10 protein-coding genes and 1 pseudogene are annotated in these 17212 nt (G+C 38.0%); 3 read left to right on the plus strand and 8 right to left on the minus strand.

Annotated features, from left to right (window positions below):
* Positions 1-5 precede the first annotated feature (5 nt).
* The gene (locus tag CC97_RS00615; protein WP_044973180.1) at positions 6-1211 is read left to right on the plus strand and encodes an LL-diaminopimelate aminotransferase; all 1206 of its coding nucleotides are present in this window, start codon (positions 6-8) and stop codon (positions 1209-1211) included.
* 185 nt (positions 1212-1396) lie between these two features.
* On the opposite strand, the gene CC97_RS00620 is transcribed toward CC97_RS00615, so the two are convergent.
* Positions 1397-2959, minus strand: a complete 1563-nt coding sequence (locus CC97_RS00620; protein WP_044973182.1) for an AAA family ATPase — start codon at positions 2957-2959, stop codon at positions 1397-1399.
* 284 nt (positions 2960-3243) lie between these two features.
* Between CC97_RS00620 and CC97_RS00625 the strand changes: the two genes are divergently transcribed.
* Positions 3244-4425, plus strand: coding sequence for a hypothetical protein (locus CC97_RS00625; protein ID WP_044973184.1), 1182 nt, complete (start codon positions 3244-3246; stop codon positions 4423-4425).
* Between the two features lie 139 nt (positions 4426-4564).
* On the opposite strand, the gene CC97_RS19890 is transcribed toward CC97_RS00625, so the two are convergent.
* The 5 genes and pseudogenes from CC97_RS19890 to CC97_RS00655 form a co-directional block, all read right to left on the minus strand.
* Complete coding sequence (locus tag CC97_RS19890) at positions 4565-6070, minus strand: ATP-binding protein (RefSeq protein ID WP_156036721.1); 1506 nt, start codon at positions 6068-6070, stop codon at positions 4565-4567.
* Between the two features lie 175 nt (positions 6071-6245).
* Positions 6246-6812 (minus strand): hypothetical protein, encoded by a 567-nt coding sequence (locus tag CC97_RS00635; protein WP_044973185.1) that lies wholly within the window; start codon positions 6810-6812, stop codon positions 6246-6248.
* 105 nt (positions 6813-6917) lie between these two features.
* Positions 6918-8375, minus strand: coding sequence for a hypothetical protein (locus CC97_RS00640; RefSeq protein ID WP_044973188.1), 1458 nt, complete (start codon positions 8373-8375; stop codon positions 6918-6920).
* Between the two features lie 277 nt (positions 8376-8652).
* On the minus strand, positions 8653-9945 hold the full coding sequence (locus CC97_RS00645) for a hypothetical protein (protein ID WP_156036722.1): 1293 nt from the start codon (positions 9943-9945) through the stop codon (positions 8653-8655).
* 813 nt (positions 9946-10758) lie between these two features.
* Positions 10759-11499, minus strand: a pseudogene (locus tag CC97_RS00655) (S16 family serine protease); the annotation flags it as partial.
* A gap of 331 nt (positions 11500-11830) precedes the next feature.
* Between CC97_RS00655 and CC97_RS00660 the strand changes: the two are divergent.
* On the plus strand, positions 11831-12121 hold the full coding sequence (locus tag CC97_RS00660; protein ID WP_156036723.1) for a hypothetical protein: 291 nt from the start codon (positions 11831-11833) through the stop codon (positions 12119-12121).
* 106 nt (positions 12122-12227) lie between these two features.
* On the opposite strand, the gene CC97_RS00665 is transcribed toward CC97_RS00660, so the two are convergent.
* On the minus strand, positions 12228-15299 hold the full coding sequence (locus CC97_RS00665; protein WP_044973196.1) for a DEAD/DEAH box helicase family protein: 3072 nt from the start codon (positions 15297-15299) through the stop codon (positions 12228-12230).
* Position 15300: 1 nt separating this feature from the next.
* Complete coding sequence (locus tag CC97_RS00670) at positions 15301-17211, minus strand: site-specific DNA-methyltransferase (protein WP_044973200.1); 1911 nt, start codon at positions 17209-17211, stop codon at positions 15301-15303.
* Position 17212 lies beyond the last annotated feature (1 nt).

Here is a 17212-nt window from a genome sequence, read left to right on the forward strand (position 1 = left end):
TAACAATGGCAAAATTCAATGAAAATTTTCTTAATTTAAAGGAAAGCTATCTTTTCAGTGAGGTAGCAAAGAAAGTAAAGGCATTTCAGGACAAGTACCCTGAAAGAAGCGTTATAAGACTCGGCATCGGTGACGTGACACTCCCGCTCGGAAAAAGCGTAGTAAAAGCCATGCACGAAGCAGCCGACGAAATGGGCAGCGCTGATACATTCCGCGGATACGGTCCGGAACAGGGATATGATTTCCTCAGGGAAGCTATTGCCGGATACTACAGATCTTTCGGAGTAGAACTCGACCCTGATACCATCTTCGTTTCCGACGGTGCAAAGTCAGATACGGGTAATATAACCGATCTTTTCTCAAAAGACAACACCGTACTCATCCCTGATCCGGTCTACCCTGTTTACGTTGATACAAACACGATGAACGGCCGAAACATCATTTACACAGCCGGAAACAAGGAAAACGGCTTCCTTCCGATGCCGGACAAAAACGTACACGCCGACATCATCTACATCTGCTCACCCAACAACCCGACAGGTGCATGCTACAGCGAGGCGCAGCTTAAGGAATGGATCGATTACGCACTTGCCAACGACGCAGTCATCCTCTTCGACTCAGCCTACGAAAGCTTCATCGCCGACCCGGAACTTCCGAGAAGCATCTATCAGATAGAAGGCGCTGAAAAATGCGCAGTTGAATTCTGTTCACTTTCCAAAACAGCCGGATTTACCGGAACAAGATGCGGATACACCATCGTCCCGAAAGGCATAGTTTCAAAAGCCGCCGACGGCAGAGAAATGAGTCTTAACAAAATGTGGAACAGACGTCAGTGCACCAAATTCAACGGCGTACCATACGTAGTTCAGCGTGCCGCAGCATCCGTATTCAGCGAGGAAGGACGTAAAGAAGCAAAGGAAATGACCGCTCACTACATGATAAACGCAAAGATCATATCCGACACAATGACAAAACTCGGCATCAACTTCACCGGCGGTATCAACTCCCCTTACATCTGGTTTGAATGCCCGTTCGGCATGAACAGCTGGGAATTCTTCGACTTCATGCTCGAAAAAACCGGCGTAGTAGGCACCCCGGGCGCCGGCTTCGGCAAAAACGGCGACCGCTGGTTCAGACTTACTGCTTTTAACAACGAAGAGAATACCAGAGAAGCTATGAAGAGGTTTGAGACTTTGTTTGAGGGTAAATAAATTACAGCCACTGTATGTGAAATTACTCACATGACAGTGGCTGTTTTTATTGTATCTATATTATGTGGTAATATTGATTGGACGCTGGTTCACTATTTTAAGGATGCGCCTTCTGCACTAATTAATAAAAGGGGGCTATCCAGCCCCTTAAACCCCAGCTGCCATAGGCAGCTAACCTTTATGATTTAAACAACAGCTTCTATCAGTACCTTGTCTTCATACTGAACGGTTTTAATACCTGGTTCCTTGCTCTTATTAAAACTGAACGTAAGCATATAACCTTTTTTCAGATTGTAAGAATCAAGATATTCAGACAGCTGTTTTTCGCCATCTTCGTTATACTTAGAACCACGCCATATTTTTAATTCTATGATATACCTTTTTCCAAGATAATCAATAACTACATCCATACGTCTGCCGTCTCGTGTCTGAGCCTCGATGTAATAGTTGCCGATTCCGTTTATTATAGGTCTGAGATATACAAGAAAACATTTTCTTGCATCATCCTCAATGAAATGTTCAGTATTATCACCGTATATTTCATGGAAATGTTCTGTAAATCTTCTGAAAATAAGTTTCATATCAAGAATGCCGTTCTTAACAAATTCAGGCTTGTCAAATAATCCTGCTTTTGAAATCGGAGTAGCTTTCATTTCTTCTGAATTGAGCATATCGTTGTACAATCTGGTTTCAAATATTCTGTTTGCTATAACAACTGCACCGTCTTCAATTTTCACAAATCCAAATAATAGCAACAGTTTTGTAGGCTCATTATCAGGACTGTATGAGATACGTTTACCTTTAGCTAAAATCTCATACAGACTCATCCGCATCTCAGGATAGTCTTCAAGTTTATTGATAAGTGATTCAAACAGCGGAGTATTAGAATTCAGTATCTTCCCTACTGCCTTGATTATCCCCTGTTCATTCCACTCATGTATCTCCTCGTCGATAAGTTTACAGATACCTGATACAAGCACCGGATACCCGGATGTATAATCATAGATCAGCTTTGCAATAAACTTAGTATTCATCACAACATCATGATCTTTTTTATAATCATCAAGCATACCTGCAATTCCGTCAACAGTCAGACTCATATTTACATTGAATTCAACTGCAATATTCCATGGACTGTTGTGTTTATGCTCAGATTCATCGCGTATCTTCAGCTTAAGATTACGGATATCGTAAACACCTGCAAGGATAACAGACTTGAATGTATCTGAATACAGTCTGTCAAGATAATATCCTCTTAACTGGGCGAGAAAATCAAGAAATACCTGGTTTGTTGACGGCTGATCAACTTCATCTATAAGAAGAACGACTGGTTTATCAATCGCGCCGCAAAATTCACTTATGTTATTAAAAAGTTCAACAAGGTCGTATTCCGGAGTAATTGACTGTTTCAGAGTTTCTAAAGCATTAAGCGCCTGTTCAGAACAATTGTTACGTTTGAATGATGTGATAAAAGCCCTTGCAAATGCAGATGAAAATGTATATTCATCCTTAAACTTAGCTGCACTCATCTGACGCTGGAAGTCCATACCTGCCACATAATACTCATCAGATAAATAACCTTCCAAAGCTCTCAGTGTGGTTGTCTTGCCGTACTGTCTTCCGCGGTTGATAATAAAATAATCTCCTTTGCGGACCATTTCTTTTATTTCTGCAAGCCGGTCAGTTATATCCACCATGTAATGTAATTCCGGAAAACAGGAACCTGTTATATTAAAGCATCTGCCCATTCTTTCACCACCTAAGTAACCTTTGTTTCATATCTGTTTATAAATTGCAGATTAAGTTCTCTTAAATAAATTCGATTATTAAATCAATTATTATTATAACACAATAATCGGATTATAGCAATTTATCATAAAGATTTAAGAATATGAATTCTCAAAGAGATGATTTTTATCATCAGTTATATTTATTTATTGCCATTATATGGCTTGCGTATTGAAAAAACCTTCATTTTGTAGTATAATCTTAGATATTACTTAAATCCGATTGTTATAAAGGAGATAAACAGATGGAACTAAGAAAGAAAGCAGCATTAATAACAGCTCTGTCTCTGACTGTGTCGCTTTTCGCAGGATGCGGAGCTCTTGACGGAGATGGTATGGAACGCACTGACGTTTCTGTTACTGAAAGCACCACTGAAACATCTGATGCGGCAGAAGAAGCTGGACAGACTGAAGCGGCAGTTACGGAAAGTACTGAAGTTTCTGAAACAACAGCAGTTACAACTACAGTTTCTGAGAAAACTGCCAATAAGGAAGCGGCTGATTACGAAGATCTGATCCGTTCTTATTATGAAGCTGAAAACAACAGCGATTACGAAGCATTTATGAATTTTATGTATCCTGCAAAGATAGTTGATTACATGTATACCATAAGCGGAATCACTGCAGAATCTATGGCGGAGAGTCTCGGAACAAGTGACAGTCACTATGAAGTTACTGAAATTATCAATGAAGGCGAAATAACTGACGAATATCTTGATAATTTCACTATGACGTTTAACGCAATGTACGGTATCTACAGCAAACTTGAAAGCGAAGGCAGAACTGTTGAAGATCTTACCGACGACGAAAGAGCTGAATTCTCCGGGATCGTTTACGGAGATGTGCCGGAAGCTTATGCATCGGATAAGTACAAAGCCACAAAAGGATATGACGTTACTGTTCGTTATACTATCGACGGCAAGCCGGATGAGGATTATTTCTACGTATTCTATATCGATGGCGAAGGCTGGAAACTGACTAATACCATGCGAAAATGGTTGAAAAATGCACAGCAAAGTTCTCTGAATGCCAATGCGAAATCACTATTTACATCCGTAACTACTGCTCTTATGGAGCTTACATCAGAAAACGAAAATTTATATGAAACATATGTTCTAAGTTCTGATCCTTCTAAAAATTACAATATTCCATCCGGCCTTGATACTGATGAACTGTATAATAAGATAGATGAATATTTAAAATTGTATGATGAAGATAACACCTATGATTATGTTGCCTTGATAGTTGAAGGAGTCTGCAAATACACTGCCATGCACAAGAATTCTGAAGGATACGGAGTAGGTACATTTCCGCAGCAGACAATACCAGAGAAATCCGGTACAAATATCAGCTCAAAGGAAGTTGACAGAATGGGCGATTATACGCTGGATGATATCTACGGAATCTGCGTTGACCTGATAATATAAAGTAAAAGAATTATTTTAAATAACAAAAAGCCGGTTCAGTTAAGAATCGGCTTTCTTTATGTATGCGCCTTCAGCGCTAATTAATAAAAGGGGCTATCCAGCCCCTTAAACCCCAGCTGCCATAGGCAGCTAACATTTTTTATTCTTCAACCTTCCAGTCAGCAAGAACTCTTTTATCAGAATCAAACGATACACCAATCTTATACAGCTTTCTGCTGTCGGATGCAAACGGAAGAGCATATTTATTGTCATTTATCTGCTTCAGAGCACTGTCGGCACTTTCATCACGTTTGAATTCAAACAGATAGATAAATCCTGAAGTCTGGACTATACAGTCGATTCTACCAGAGAAAGTATGTAACTCGCATTCTGTAAACTGACCAAGCAGTGTAAATACGAGATATATTACGGTCTGAAAATAATGCTCGAATGTTGTATCTGCTGATGAATATGGTATTCTTGCGAAAAGAGCTGTAAAGAAATCTCTGACAGCATCAAGATCTCCGTTTTCTATCTTATCTTCCAGAGTAAATATATCCAGACCGCTTCCTGGTCTTGCAGAAGGAACATAGACCGGCATAAGGCTTTCATAAAAAGCATACTTCACTTCTTCATTCGGTAAAGCAAGTGTATATCGTCTTCTGCGGGCATCATATTCAGCAATTGTCAGATAACCACTCTGATAAAGAAGTGGAATAAAATCAAGTGAATCACCTGTATAATCTTTCAGTGTACGTTCATTAGCATAAATAGTTTTATCTGAAAATTTTCGAACATCAAAATTATTTTCACGGATCTGTTTCATCAGAAAAGAAGGTGTTCCGGTTTCAAACCAGTATGCTCCGAATTCCTTGTCGCTGAAAGCATTGATCAGACTAAATGGATTATATAAACACGAACCGTTCTGATGGTAGCGATAACCGTCATACTGCTGTTTCAGCTTAACTAAACATTCTTCTTTGCTTATATGATGCTTATCAGCCATTGCAGCTATTTCAGGAGCAAAATTATCCCGCAGTTCTTTTTCTGTAATGCCGCAAATATCAGAAAAATCTTCGCTTAGAGAGATATCTTTAAGCTGATTAAGGTCGCTGAATATGCTGACTTTATTGAATTTAGTAACACCGGTGATAAATACAAAGCGAATATATTCGTTACAGCTTTTCAGATTACTGAAAAAACCCTTGAAAGTATTCTTGTATTTCTCCTGTAATTCCTGATCATCAGCCATATCTAGTAATGGCTTGTCGTATTCATCTACGAGTACAACGCAGCGCATTCCGGTCTTCTGCTTCACTTTTATAAGAAGATTCTGGAATCTTTCACCGAGCGATTCACTGTTATCGTTTATATCGTAAAGTTCTTCCCATCTTTTAAGATGCTTAACAAGAACGTTCTCCACAGATGTTTCACTATAGTTTTCACCGTTGAAATCAAAGTAAAAGACAGGATGCGGATTCCATGCGTCTGCATTTCCTTCTTCAAGCTTTTCGATTGCAAGTCCTGAGAAAAGTTCCTTCTTCCCCTCCCAGTATGCTTTTAACGCAGAAAGGAAAAGGCTTTTACCAAATCTTCTCGGACGGCTGAGAAAAAAACTGTGCCACATCATGAGCAAGACGGTAGATATATTCTGTTTTATCGACATAAATGCAATCTTCGTTTCTGAGTATTTCAAAATTTTGCACACTCATTGGAAGCAGACGTTTTTTTTTCAGGCACTGTAAGCATCTCCTTTCTGTTTGTATATAGCTCAGTTAAAATCAATTATTATTATAACACAATATTCGAATTATAGCAATTTCATTATATACATCAAGTCATTATTTCATGAAAAAATATGCATAAATCAGGAATACTGATGCTGCCGAAAACAACACGCCAAAGAATATCGAAAGCACAAATTCCGCAATTGACTTAAGGTCTTCTTTAATAATTACCGATCTTTCGATGAACGAAGCCATCTCTTTGCGAAAATATGTTAAATCGGCCATCATCTGCGCTTTCTGTTCGTCGTTATAACGACGCATATACTTCTGCTCCAGTTCAAGACGTTCGGAGATATCATTTACAGGCACTGAATTTTCAATGTCAGGAACAAGCAAAGTTATATCTGTCTTTTTTCTGTACTTACGGGCTTTTCTGTTTTGCGTGCTGATATGATATGTATTTCCGTTATCAGCATCTACATCGATATCATAATTTGTAGTGCTGTATTTACTGTATTTTGTTACCAATTTATTATAAGATGTAACTGACCCCTGCACTTCACTTGCATTATTGAGATAGAATTTTCTCTGCTTATGGCAGTGATATGCATTGCACCATGAAAGGATTGCTATAAATGCTGAAAAAAATATTAGTCCAAAAGCTTCTGAGAAATCGCTCATATCTATTATCCCCTTTCTTCCTTTCCGTTCTCTATTATCATCATAGGTCTCTGCAAAGGGACAACCTTAGGAAGGTAAACACATCTGAAGTATTCATTTTTTAGTTCACTCCAATATATTCGCAGCCATACTAACGGAAAATTTCTTCTCAGGCCAATATACAGAATAGATGATACTCATAGGAATCAGCACTTTCGTACCTTCAGTATTCTCACAATATTCCGGTTTCACATCCACATGAAACTCCCGGTCAGGATAGACGGTTGCGGCATATGCACGGATCATCTTAAGACGTTTATTTATTTTCTCAAGCTGAGCTAAAGTCAGCGGCGTAACACAAACTGTGTTTTCGTCGGTATCTGCTCCACCGAGCCACTCCGGAACCAGCAAAGTCCGGATCAGCTTGCCTTCCGCAACAAGAGCATCCTGTTCCTTCTGTTCTTTGATCTGTTCAAAGTCAATCTCCCATGTACCGGTTTTTGTATCTCTTCCATAGGTGCAGCGTTCAAATCGCGCAATCAGCGCTTCATCGTATGGATCTCTGCTCTCTAAGGCATAACTCCAATCCAACAGAATACCGTTTCGTATTGTAAACGAAATGCCATGTTCTCCCTCATATTCCGCCTCGCCGGAGATCATAAAAGCCAGATCCCCCTCTTCCTGCGGTTCATAGATATAAATATCAAATGCCTCAAAATAATTCATTTTGAATTGTTCCGGTTCACCACCATAGCACTCCACCAGCCAGCGTTCCAGGCGGTGCCATTCTTTTTGCGGCATCTCTTCCAGACTCTTTAAGCATTTCTGCGCATAATCTTCCGGAAATTCACCCTTCAGAATCCTTCCGCATCGGAACACTCGAAGATCCTTATCAAAAAAGGTAGAATGTATTTTCATAGCATGTTCAAATTCCTCGTCATCCTGGTAATAGTTATCCCTGAGATACTCCCACGGAACCTGTTTTCCGGATAATTTCTCATATCGTTCATCCAGCCGCTGACTGATCTTCTTCTGCACCTCTGATGAGTAATCTATGCAATAGTAACGGTCCTCCGGCTCCCCGATGCATTCATAATAATCATACAGATAGGTGTCCTGATCAGTAAAACGATCCGTTACAGCAGCCCTGTCATCAAAGTAAAAACGGAAGAAATACTGTGCCTCCTCTTTGATCCATTCATACGAAAAATAATGATCAAGACCTGCCAGTGCCTCTAACGGAGTGATCTTACCGTTCTTTACTTCGTCAGGAATCTTTGCCTTATCCGTTTCACCGAATTCGCTTACAAAACCTTCTCCGATAAAATCTCTCTCACAAAGCCAGCCAAAAAAATAAGCTAACGGCGTCATTGTGAGATCAAGAATTTTTTTGTTTTCTTCTTCCGTCAGTTCGGCTTCTTCGGATTTACCCGTAAGACGACGATATTCTCCTGCCGCCGCCTCCCATTGTGCTTCTCCTTTATAAGTACTGGTATATCGCTGTACCGATGAAGTCGATCGGGAGGTTTTTTCCTTTTTCCCGCAATTAAAAATACCATCGATAATCGATTGGATAATACCCATTTTTACATCTCCTTTTTTTACACAAGTCTGATCCATTCGGCAGATAGTTAAATAGAAATTTTTTAAGTTTCTGCAAAGTCTCTACAAAGTCTCTGCAAAGGGACAACCTTAGGAAGGGAAAGAACAATAAAAGCCCGCAAAAGCACGGCATTTCTTTCCCTTCCTTCGGTTTTCCCTCTGCACTCCCTTTCCCAACACCTTCCCTATCTTTGCCGGCTTTTGTTTTTTATTATAGCGCGGAGGTTTGTGGACTTAGGCGTGGTTGATGCGTTATATCTCAGTTTCGAGCTTCTCCTGATTCATCCATTTTAATATCAGCTGGTAAGTCAAAAATCAATGATTTTGATTTCATAATATACTCAGGAGTAAATGCTCTGTTAAAGAGCTCATCATAAATAATTTTTTTATAACTATCATAATTATGTTCCTTAATCAAAAAATCAAGTCTGGCATTCGAATCTCTTTCTTCATCTGATAGTTTATTATTTATTAATTTAATCATATTATCCAGCATTGACCTCAATGATGATAACTGATTGTTTATTTCAAGATAATAAGAAGTATATTCTTCTGTAGTGCATTTTCCGCTCTTGAATTCCTTACCTTTAATTATTTTGTAAATGTTATCAAATATTATTGAAGGATTAGGAAAATCAAAACAACTAATTTCAGGACGATAATCTGTATTCTTATCATCAACAGTATACACAGAACTTTTATATATATTACAATAAAGTTTTAAAAATATGTCTCTTGTTTCTTCTATTTCTTCAGCATCACTTCTGAAACTGTATCCCTTTATTTTCGAAATAATATTATGAAATTTCTTATTAAGTTTATTATTCAATTCTGTTGTACTCTTTATTGTACATATAACTTCCGGATTTTCAGGGTCATGATAGGAGTACTTATACAAACAATCATCTAAAATATAATTATAATTGCTTATATTCTTTTCTTCACTCAGATCATCAATTAAATCTGTAATTATCTTAATATTAAACGTTGAACTCAAGTTATAAATATATTCTCTTTTATCTGCACTTTCTAAAACATAAACATATAATTCTATACCAAAAAACTGAACTCTTTTGACAATAACTCCACTAAGTTTAATCGGAACGTATGGAGATTTAAATACCATCCGGTGAACCAAAGGAACTCTGAATGTTTTAGATGATAAAATGCTTCTGGAAAGCGAATTCATGTTTTTGGCAACAAATTCCGAACAATTTGAGCAATCTGAGTCCTTTATATTATGCAGAGCAATATAATCAACAAAGCACAGTGAACAATCAAGCATATATAGTTCTGTGTCTTTACTTGAAAAATACTCATTATCAAAAATATCTTTTACACTCAATATTTTACTATTCTGAATATATTCCAGTTTTCTAAGGTAGTCATACATATATTCATTTTCACGATGACGAGAAGACAATTCATCCATTCTGTTTTTCAAATCCGGTAAAATTTGAACTATCATTAAAACTACAATTAAATATCCATTTGGATCTTTAATATATTCTATTACGATTAAAAACAGCAATAAAAACTCATATATTCGCATTATATTCTCATTATATCTGTACCATTCATAATAGCTATCATTAGCTTGAAATATTTTTTCAGTATAATAAAATCTGAAATATAAACGTATCGTAACTATAATGATAAAGGCTGTGAACAAATAGATCAGCAAAGAATATATTATCATGTCATGATTATAGTTATCTCCTGATTTAAACTAAAGTATTATTTTTAATTTCATTATACAAAAAGAGTGTAAATAGAAAAATCCAAAAATGAAACCCAAATAAGCCAATATGCTTTACAATATATTTTAGATTTATAAAATTAGTTATTCGTTGAAAGCCATAAGCAAGTAGTAAAAACAACGAAGCCGGAACCACAATAACCAAAATATACTCTGAATACAACAAGAATGATACACAATGTATCAAACACGAAATCGGTTTTACTTTAGAAGCACCACTTATAGCCAACGGCTTTTCGAGAAAACTAAAGCTTATAATTATAAACGAGACAATTGCGAATCCCAACCAAAACAAGTATGAGCTATTGTTCAGAAAATTTGTTTTAAGTTCATTAATTAATAACGCAATACAAATCACTTGCGCAATTAATGCAATCAAGCCAACAACGCCCACATATCTTCAGACGTTTTCCGAAGAATTTATATCTGCTTCCAGATATATACTCTTCAAAGCTTACTATATCCAGTTTATCTTTTATTTTATTCCTAACTTTATTTTTCTCAGTGTTCCCTTGGGATTTATTTTTCAAACTATTTCTCTCATTTCTTGATCAATTTCTCCCCTAACACATCCCCATAATTATTACATAACTTAGCAACAATTTATTACTCCACACCCAAAGCCTTAAACACGGCGTCTTCAGCACTGTTATAGAAAATAATACTGAAGTTACCCATAAGTTCCGGCGGAACTGAGCCAAGATCGGCTGCTGATGTTATCGGAAGCAGAACTTTCTTTGCACCGCTGTCGAGACATATCTGCAGTGAATTTGCAAGCTCATCTGCTTTGATAAGTGAACCGCTGATGCTGATTTCTCCGAGAACTGCAAGTGAAGGCAGAGCCGGTTTACCTAAGGCTATTGAGCAGATAGCTATAAGCGTTGATACTGCAAGTGTTGGTGTCATACCTATTCCCTGCAGATCCTGATAGTTTATGATATAATCCTTCGTTGATATATCAATTGCACCGCTTATACGTTTTCCGTTTGCCTTAAGGAAATTGTATGCAGTCGCTACCGCTTCTTTCGCTTCGCGGTCAGTACCGAGACCTGTTTTTTCAAACTTTCCGTTTCCCGGAAGGACCTGTGATTCAAGTCTGAAAACACCGAGCATTCCTGTTTTGCCTCTTGATACGGTATATACCTGTCCCGGATTGCATAATCCTTCAGGAATAAGTTTCCCGCCGCCTTGTTCCGGAACTGATACGTAATGCTCCTCAAAAGTTTCGTTATCAATGTATGAGAAATTCACATCATAGAATTCCATTCCGCCAAGCTTTTTCAGCTGTTCCTTAACTCTGCGGCGCATTTCAAGAGCAAAGCGTATGATCTCTTCAATTTCTTCCTTTCCGTTCTCTATTATCATCATAGGTCTCTGCAAAGGGACAACCTTAGGAAGGGAAAGAACAATAAAAGCCCGCAAAAGCACGGCATTTCTTTCCCTTCCTTCGGTTTTCCCTCTGCACTCCCTTTCCCAACACCTTCCCTATCTTTGCCGGCTTTTGTTTTTTATTATAGCGCAGAGGCTTGTGTTCTTAAGGCAAGGTTAATGCGTTATAGTGAAGTTTTCTTTGATAAGGCAAAACACAATAATCAACTTGACATTTTTAAATTTTTACTTTATCATTTTTCATAAGGCATTTTTCGTGCTCAAATATTTTAACGAAGGATTGATCCATATGAAAAATCTCATTAAAAAAATAACTGCTGTTACTATGGCAATGACACTTATCGGAGTCGGTTCTATTATATCAGAAAATGTTCCTAATTACAATAATGATTATGCCATTGTACATGCGTCTGCCAAGAAATCTGATAAAAAGAATGAAAAAAAGCAAAATAAAACAATAATTGATGATATAGGTCAAGTTATAGGACGAGCTACTGAACAAGCAACTGTATATGTAAAAGTTGATCGCGAATTAAAGAATGCTATTCATTCAAATTCACGCAACAAACAATATCGTTAATATAACTGCCCAACATACAGTTGAAATTTTTAGAGTACATAACTAATACGCCACATCTCACTGGTCAACCAGTTCTGAGGTGTGGCGAGTTTTTTATAATCTACTGTTATTTCGTAACGAGTTCCATAAGCTTTTCATAGCTATTAACTACGTCATATACAACTACTTCATTACTTATAGCTTTAAAATGTTCCTTAGCACAGCTGATTTTTGCATTTTCTATAAGACGAAGTTCCATACTATCGATTGAGCCTTTGGTTTCTGCTACAAAATAGATATGCTTTACCTTGCCTTCATAGAATGCAATAGCCCAGTCCGGATTGTACTTGCCGACAGGTGTTGAGATATAGAATCCTTTCGGAAGTTTCACATATGCCGCAACTCTGTCATCTACATCAAGTTTTTCAGCGAATTCACGTTCATTGGTCGAATCATAAACTATATGATCATAAAGATGCTTGTTCGCTTTCATAACGTTATGATCAAGCTTGCCCTTAATAGTAGCATCGGTGAAAATATCAGCCTGATATTTTTCATCCAGAACATCATAAGTGATATGCTCGATAACTGATGATGCCTTTACTGAGTTTATTATAGCTGAAGTTTTCGCAATGAATTCTTCCGGATTATACTTGAACTGATCGAATACAAGCTTTTCAATTCCAGTAAGTATAGCTACTATATCTTTTCTTGTAAGTCCGGTCTCTGTAACAAGTTTACCGACAAGATCATATTTGGTCGTGTTGTTTACAGCTAATCTTATAGTGGAGTCTTCACTGCTTATCTTTTCACGTTTGAACGCTTCACCATTCAGAAGAGCCTCTTTTGATTTGATCTCGCTCATGCTTCCTGTTTCTACAGTATATGAGATCTTTGTAACAAGATTCTTTCCTTTTGCATTGAGTTCACTTATGGCTTTGCTGATAAGTTCATTTGAATCAAAGTCAACAACATAATAAGTCTTGGAATTGATGTTATTCCAAAGTTTCTGGAATTCTGTCTTCTTGAATTTTTCTTCATCGAACTTAAGTTCAACATTATTACTTCTTGCATTTTCAGGCATAAGCGCCGAAGGATTATATACACCTTCAAGTATAGCTACTACTTCAGCTATCTTGTCAGCATGCTTCTCACTAAGGTCAATGGTTCCGTTAGCTTTGTCTTCGTAATACTTATCAGTAAGCGCTCCTGTTTCATCAACGTACTGATTAGTAGTAAGGTAAAACATTATCGATCTTGCTGTCGGAACGTCAATTACCTGCTGCTGTCCTTCTGTATCACTGTAAGTATGTCCGATGAACAGATCATCAGTAACGGCAACCGGTCTGTCTGCAACGGCTTCTGCCATTTCGCTCTGTAATCCCCTGGCAAAACTTTCATAGCTCTCGCTTGCAATTACAGTAAGGACATTGATATTATGTACATCACTTCCGAGAACACCGGTATCCATTCTGTCACCTGCATTGTTTACACAGAGACGTAGTCCACGGCCTACTTCCTGACGCTTGCGAACTTCACTTGACGACTGCTTAAGAGTGCAGATCTGGAATACGTTCGGATTATCCCAGCCTTCACGGAGTGCTGAATGTGAGAATATAAAGCGTACAGGTGATTTTTTCGGATCAAGATCAAGGAGTTTTTCCTTATCTTTCATGATAAGATCATATGCATCAACTTCAGCTTTATCCCTGTCTTTGGCATTGCTGATTTCTTTTGTAGTGTTATTGGTGTAATGACCTTTTTTATCAATAGAGAAATAGCCTTCATGTGTGCTTTCAGCAGAAATAGAAGCAAGATATTTTATGTACTCATCATTCTCTCCAAGTTCACGCTGATAGTTTTCAACGACCGACTTATACTCTTCTTCAAACATATCAGCATAAATACCGTTTACTCTGTTGCCTGCTTCATCATACTGCTTGTAATTAGCTACTTCATCGATAAAGAAAAGTGACAGCACTTTTATTCCCTTATGGAAAAGCTGACATTCCCGCTCAATATGTGAAACAATTGTTTCATGGATCTGAATACGGCGTATCTGTTCTTCATTACTACTGCCGATTACATCACCGAGATAAAGTTTCTGTCCATTAAGAAATTCAATGTGATTATCCCTTGCATCGATACGTGAAACAACATATCCGTTTTTATACTCTTCAAGCTGCTCCGACTGCTCGTAGAGATTAAAACCTTCACTTACAGTTCTGCTCACCTGACGAGTACCATTTTTGCATTTGGTATTGAAGTGGATAGTCGCTGTAGGATTTGATTTCGAAACATTTATGCTTTCAAGAAATACAAATCCGGCACTACCCGCTTTTCCGTTTGAAGTGATACCTTTAACTGAAATTTTCTTAACGAGTTTCTTGTTATAAGCTTCCAGCGCATCAAGTCGATAGACCATATTGTAAATGCTGTCTGACTTATGCGTCGCCGAATATCTAAGAGTTACAAGCGGATGAAACTCCTTCAGACGTTCCTTTGTCTGCTTGCCTTCTACTGACTGCGGTTCATCAATGATAACAACAGGATTTGTCTTAGCGATAATATCTATAGGACGACGTGAGCGGAATTCATCAAGTTTCATATAAATACGTCGTGCATCTTTGCCTTTTGCGTTAAAGGCCTGTGAATTGATAATCATAACATTGATATTGCTGTCAGAAGCAAAACGATCGATTTCTGTAAGTCTTGCAGAATTGTAGATGAAGAAACGAATCTTCTTTCCGTATTCTTCTGCAAAGTGTTCCTGCGTGATCTCGAACGATTTATATACACCTTCGCGTATAGCAACAGAAGGTACAACTACAATGAACTTGCTCCAGCCATACGCCTTGTTCAGCTCATACATAGTTTTAATGTACGTATATGTTTTACCAACACCTGTTTCCATTTCGACAGTTAGGTTATATCTGCCTTCAAGTTTATCAGAAGGTTTGATCTGATTATCGCGCTGTATATCACGAATATGTTCAAGGACTTTTCCGTCATTAAGTTCCGGGATTAGTTTCTGATTTGCCCAGCCCGTAAAATCCTTGTCGTCGTCAATCGTCATCTGTTTTGACGAACCTCTGTCTACCATGTATGTAGGAGTAAGATAAGGCTGTCCTGCGAATACATCAACGACTGCTTTAGCTGCATCGGCCTGGAATTTCTGATGTTTAAACTGCAGTTTCATATCAGATCACCTTCACTCTCGTATCAGGAGAAAGCATCTTAAAGATTTCACCAACATTGATCTTAGCAGGGCTGTCTGCAAAGCAATCATCACGGAAAACAGCTCTGAGCGGCTGGCGTTTAGCAATAGTCTTTATAACATTTTCAGAAACATTCTTTTCAAAGCAGGCAATCAGATCGCCGTCATTGTACGTATGAACTGTCACGTTCTCAATCTTCTCAGACTTATACGGCATAGATAGCGGCAATCCCCATTCAAGCAAACAGCCGAACAAAAGATCAAGGTCAGTTCTGTCAGGTTTGATATTACTTTCAAAGCCATCAAGCATCTGCTGTGTTGTTTCGGCAGGAGTGTAATAAACGTCTTCCATATTGGTATCATCGAGTTTAAGTACACGGAAACCGTAATCAATATCCGCACCAGTTTCAGATTTAATCTTAGCGCCTGCCCTGCGAATACGTTCTTTGCCTATCTCACAGATATTCTTATAGCCTGCCTTAAATGCTTCGCTGCTTTCATCAGTTTTTTCAGGAAGTTGAACCATGATAAACTTGCGGTGTCCGCCGTCCTCAGCGTTTAACTGCATAACGGCATGGGCGGTGGTGGCACTGCCGCTGAAAAAGTCGAGGATAATATCGCCATCGGAAGTGTTGCCAAGTACACATAGTTTATAAAGCATTGAAACAGGCTTTGGAGTATCAAAATACGATTCACCGCCAAACAGTTTCATTAACTCTTTTGTACCATTTGTAGATGTGCCTATTCGCTCAGCTGTAAACCATGAATTATCCACTGAACCAAAGTCTTTCTTTTCCTCATAAAATACTTTTAGTTGTGGTTTACCCAAACCGTTATTCGTCCAAACTATACGCCCATCTGCTAATGCTTGTTGAAATTTTTCGGGCATCATACGCCAATGCCTTCCATTAGGTGGTAAGATTTTTTCACCAGTAATCGGATTTACTATTTCATACGTGAGATTTGGTCGAATATTTGGCGCATCAAAAGGATCTGCTTTCCATAATCCACGAGAATCGTTATCTGGATTGTCATATTTATCTTTGTCAAGAGGTAAAGGACGACAAACAAAACTATCTCGTTTCATCCATTCAGCAACGTTACTCTCTTTCAAACGCCTGTTTTCTTGTCTTCTGTTTTTAGCATACACGCAAATATACTCATGATTTACACTAAAATCAGTATCGTTTTGAATAGAAGCTCTTGATTGCCACGGAATCTGAGCAACCATATTTATTTCGCCAAAAACTTCATTACACACTTGTTTCAGACTATCTATTTCATTATCATCAATACTGATAAATATTACACCATCATCAGCTAGCAGATTTCTTGCAAGAATTAGCCTTGAATAGATCATACTGCACCAATCGGAATGAAATCTACCGTTTGAATCGGTGTTCTTGAAAAGGCGGTTGCCATCCTCGTCAAGCTGTCCGCTTTCCTCTGCGTAATCATCGGAAGTCATAGTAAAGTCATCGCGGTAAATAAAGTCATTTCCTGTATTGTATGGTGGATCGATGTAAATCATCTTAACCTTACCGAGATAGCTTTCCTGCAACAGTTTCAGCACTTCAAGGTTGTCGCCCTCAATGTAAAGATTTTCTGTGGTTTCCCAATTCACACTTTCCTCTTTACATGGACGAAGAGTTTTACGTATAGGGCGGTTAGCTTCAGCAATAGCAGCTTTTTTACCTACCCATGTAAATTCGTATGATTCGTCGCCTTCAGCAATATCTTCACTTAGCATTGCACGGAGTTTTTCGAAATCAATTGCTTTTTTCAGCTTTCCATTTTCTGCAGATGTTTCAGTAATACAATTTGGAAACAGTGCTCCAATCTTTTCTATGTTTTTCTCCGTTAGGTTTGGAGATTCCATTTTCATTTTATCCATA

This window comes from Ruminococcus sp. HUN007 (assembly GCF_000712055.1).
Classification (GTDB): Bacteria; Bacillota; Clostridia; order Oscillospirales; family Ruminococcaceae; genus HUN007.